The organism is Asaia sp. SF2.1 (assembly GCF_000505765.1).
GTDB classification, from domain to species: domain Bacteria; phylum Pseudomonadota; class Alphaproteobacteria; order Acetobacterales; family Acetobacteraceae; genus Asaia; species Asaia bogorensis.
In genome coordinates this window covers 166,020-169,681 of the sequence record NZ_AYXS01000034.1, presented here as the reverse complement: position 1 = coordinate 169,681, position 3,662 = coordinate 166,020, and the positions used below count along the sequence as shown (strand labels likewise).

At 60.0% G+C, this 3,662-nt stretch carries 3 protein-coding genes; all 3 read right to left on the bottom strand.

The features are described 5' to 3' along the window. Positions 1–547: trehalase-like domain-containing protein (locus P792_RS38030; RefSeq protein ID WP_035440234.1), on the bottom strand; the 547-nt coding region annotated here is incomplete at its 3' end. Positions 548–708: 161 nt separating this feature from the next. Continuing rightward, positions 709–2,214 carry a glucose-6-phosphate dehydrogenase gene (zwf, locus tag P792_RS0119605; protein ID WP_031241228.1) on the bottom strand — a complete coding sequence of 502 codons (1,506 nt, stop codon included), beginning with the start codon at positions 2,212–2,214 and terminating at the stop codon, positions 709–711. A gap of 96 nt (positions 2,215–2,310) precedes the next feature. Continuing rightward, a partial coding sequence (locus P792_RS31950; protein WP_235075497.1) for an efflux transporter outer membrane subunit occupies positions 2,311–3,662 on the bottom strand: 1,352 nt, incomplete at its 5' end.

The window sequence follows — 3,662 nt, the reverse complement described above, 5'->3', positions numbered from 1 at the left end:
CGAGCATGAAAATGGCCGTCTCATTCAGTTCGAGCACGAATTCGGCGCAGGCATCATCACCGATGATCGTCATGGGTATGGTCGAGCTGATACGCAGGCTCGGTAGGTCGGGTCGCTCAGGCTCGAACAGGATTACCCGGTCACTCAAGGCACGGGCCTTGTGGCCAACACGGGCATAGTCGAACCGGGGGGCGCAATGCAGCCTGAAGCGAAGCGTACCGCGAACAGCTTTCACACGCCTTATCACCCGCTGCTCAGGATAATCAGGGGCCAGCGTCATGAAGTCGGAGATTTCACTCACGCCCTCCGGTGACAGAACGCGTGTCAGCAGGACATTCGTATCGGGCACATAGAACTGCCGGAAACGCCCGCCTTCGAGAACGGGCGCGAGTTCGAAGAACCCGGCGCTGGGCTCAAGCAGGGAGGCAAAGACGCTCGGGCTGTCAAAACGCGGCCAGCACATGAAATCGATCGATCCGTTCAGCGCGACAAGCGCTGTCGTGCGCAGATCGCCAATCACGGCATGATTCTCAATTGCCATACTCATTCGCAGTTCTTTCGACCCGAGGCTGGTGAACCCCTATGTGAAACAGGAATATGAACAAGGCGCCATCCCGACCAGGGATGACCCCCGCCCCCGCAAAGCCGACCAATAGCATCTGGCCGGCCAGAACAATGACCACGCGAGGAGAAGAGGCCCGACGTCAATCAGGCCACCGGAAGCCACTGTCGCTTATCGCGGGCAAGCAGGGCATCCGCCTCGGCAGGTCCCTGTGACCCCGCTTCATAGAGGCAAGGCGTGACGGGAGTGGTTGCGACATCATCAATCGCCGCCCAGGCGGCCTCAATGGTGCCCGCGCTCTGGAAAAGCATCTGGTTGCCCGCCATGCAGTCATGCAGCAGCGCCTCGTAGCCGACATTCGGCGCCTTCGGGAAAAACGAGTCGTAGAGAAAACTGCTGGTCACGGGGGCAATCACCTCTTCCAGTCCGGGCTGCTTGGCATCAAACCCTATGGAAACGCCCCGGACAGGATCGAGAAGAAAGCGGATGACATTGCCTGTGCGCGGGTCGTTCATGTCCTGATTGAAAAGCGCATAAGGCGGCTTTTTAAAGACAATGTTGATCTCGGTACGCCGGGCCTTCATGCGTTTGCCTGTGCGCAGATAAAACGGTACCCCACCCCAGCGCCAGTTATCGATATCCAGTCGCATGGCGACGTAGGTTTCTGTCTGGCTATCGGTCGCAACACCCGGTTCGCTGCGATAGGCCGCGACGGGTGATCCGGCAATCTCACCTGCCCCGTACTGGCCCGCCACGTAATCCTGCGCGCGCACCGGGCGTATGGCTTCCAGCAATCGCGTTTTTTCCTGTCGTATGGCCTCAGCGGCCAGAGAGGATGGTGGCTCCATTGCAATGAGGCTGAGCAGGACGAACAGATGGTTGGGCACCATGTCGCGCAGAGCACCTGTGTGCTCATAGAAAGCGCCCCGGCTTTCAACGCCAATCGTCTCGGCAGCCGTGATCTGCACATGATCGATATATTCGCGACGCCATAGGGGCTCGAACAGGACGTTGGAGAAGCGCGCGACAAGGATACCCTGATTGGCTTCCTTGCCCATGAAATGATCGATGCGATAGATCTGGCTTTCATGGGCCTGCCGACGCAGGGTCTCATCGAGTGCCCTGGCCGATGCCAGATCGTGGCCGAAAGGCTTCTCGATCACGATACGCCTGAACCCCGCCTTCTCCGCAAGAAGCCCCGCCTCACCCAGAGCGGTTGCAATCGGCGCGAAGAAACGGGCCGCGACCGCGCAATAAAAAATGGCGCTGTCCCCACCGAGGGTTTCAGACAGGGTGGTGAAAAGTTCGGGCCGGGTGAAGTCGCCCGCTATATATTGTGCATTGTGGGTCACCCTGTCCCACGCCCCACGATCTAGATGAGGGCATGAGAACTCGGCAGAGGGATCTTTTGCATCCTGCTCTGCCAGAGCGAAATGACGGTCGGCCCAGTCCTGGGCCTTTTGCTCGTCGCGATCAATCGCGATGATCTGAAATCCGGCTGGAAGGGCGTTTGCCACAGCCAGATCGTAGAGCGACGTGAGAAGCAGGCGGCGCGTCAGATCGCCCCCGGCTCCGAAAATGACCAGCTTGCAGGGTCGAGAGGCGGAAGTTTGCCCGAGAACATTCTGAAGCTGGTCAGCAGGGCTCGTCATGGTACTTCTCCATCCTTCTCAATGAGCAGGATGAAAAAGCTTACAGAGCCCTAATAGATCACCTAATTATTTTCTTAAGTTCAAACAATAACGTGATCAGCCATGACGGGGACTGTCTTCGCCCAATTGCCGGATCGTGGCGTCTTCGGGCTTGTCTTGCGGGAACTGCACTTCCCAGCCACCGCCCAACGCATTGTAAAGACGCGCCAGATTGCTTGCGATGGTGGTCGTGCTGTCAGCCAGTTGCAATTGCGCCGAGAGCAGGTCGCGCTGCGCCGAAAGCACGTTGAGGTAGGTTGTCAAACCGCTGCGATACTGCTCCTGCGACAGCTTGAGCGCGCGTTGGCCCGCCCCGACCGCTGCCTGTAACCCGTCGCGCCGGCGTTGCTCGTCGCGATAGGCCACGAGCGCGTTATCCACATCACGCCAGGCGCCCAGCACCGTCTGCCGATAGGTAATGGCCGCCGCCTTCTGGGCATAACGATTGAGCATCAACTGCCCACGCAGACGCCCACCCTGAAAGATCGGCAGTGAAATGGACGGACCGAGATTCCAGGCGCGCGCGTTCCAGAAACCGAGATCGCGGAACGAAAGCGATTGCAGACCGAAATCGGCGCTGATGGTGATCTTCGGATAGAACTCGGCTTCCGCCTCGGCCACATTGGCCACAGCCGCATGAAGCTGAGCCTCGGCCTGACGGATATCGGGACGACGCTGGGCCAGCTCGGCTGGCACACCGACCGGCACGCGCGGCGGCACAACCGGTATGCCCGCCGTACGGGTCAGTTCATCGTTCAGCGTACCGGGCGGCGACCCCAGAAGCAGGCTGATGGCGTTGATCTGCAGCGCAATACGCTGCTCGATCTGCGCGATCTGGGCCGTGGTGGAGTCAAGCTGGCTCTCCGCGCTGGTCACGTCCAGTTCGGTGACGAGCCCGGTTTTCTGACGCTCCCTGGCAAGGGCGAGCGTCTGGGCCTGTGTGTCACGATTGGCCTGGGTGATACGAAGCTGTTCCTGCATCCCACGCAGGGTCAGGTAGTCATTCGCCATATCGGCCTGCTGGGCAATAAGGACGCCGCGGCGCTCCTCATCGGTTGCCTGCAGGTCAGCCTTGGCGGCCTCATACTGACGCGCCACGCGCCCCCAGATATCGAGCTCATAAGAGGCGTCGATGGAATATTTCCACTGGTTCAGAACAGGGATCGTGGCAGACCCCACACTCTGGTCGAGAAGCGTGGCATTCTGTTGACCCAGCGCCGTCGCATTATCCTTGGCGACACCGGAAAGGATGCGCTGCAGCGATTTGGTGCTGTACTGCGAGCGTGTGTAGGACCCGCTGGCAGAAAGCCCGGGAAAGCGCTCCGCACCAGCCATCAGCAGCTGGGCACGGCTCTGCGCCAGCTGTGCCGTGGCACGCTGGATATCGAGGTTCTGGGTCGCCAATCGCG

Bases quoted from the DNA above. Each gene is read 5' to 3' on its own strand.
- zwf (WP_031241228.1), bottom strand. From the start codon at position 2,214: ATGACGAGCCCTGCTGACCAGCTTCAGAATGTTCTCGGGCAAACTTCC.